The organism is Frankia tisae (assembly GCF_025403405.1).
Classification (GTDB): domain Bacteria; phylum Actinomycetota; class Actinomycetes; order Frankiales; family Frankiaceae; genus Frankia; species Frankia tisai.
The window spans coordinates 1-451 of record NZ_JANEZT010000814.1; the positions used below are offsets into that span (position 1 = coordinate 1).

The 451-nt window shown below is 67.0% G+C and carries 1 protein-coding gene; it reads right to left on the reverse strand.

The window, feature by feature from the left end; translation table 11 throughout:
- Nucleotides 1-451: malonyl-CoA decarboxylase domain-containing protein (locus tag NBZ85_RS34240; RefSeq protein ID WP_261563501.1), on the reverse strand; the 451-nt coding region annotated here is incomplete at both ends.

Sequence of the window (451 nt, forward strand, 5' to 3'; positions counted from 1 at the left end):
CTCCGTGCCGATCGCACGGCCCAGTTCGGCGCGGCGCTTGTCGTCCATGGCTTCGAGCATGCCCGCGCAGTGCTTGCCGAACCATGCGCGGAAACCCGGAATCGGCGAGAGCGTGGCGAACGTGCGCAGCCGCGGGAACTCGGCCGACAGCGTCTCCACCACGTTCTTGATGAGCGAGTCGCCGAAGCTCACGCCGCGCAGTCCCGTCTGCGTGTTGCTGATCGAATAGAAGATCGCCGTGTTGGCGCGCGCGATGTCCACCGCCGCGCCGTCCTCGTCGAGCAGCGGCGTGATGCTGTCCGAGATCTCGTTCACCAGCGCCACCTCCACGAAGATGAGCGGCTCGTTCGGCAGGCGCGGATGGAAGAAGCCGTAGCAGCGGCGGTCGCTGCCCACCCGGTTCTTCAGGTCCGCCCAGCTGCGGATGTCGTGCACCGCCTCGTACTTGATG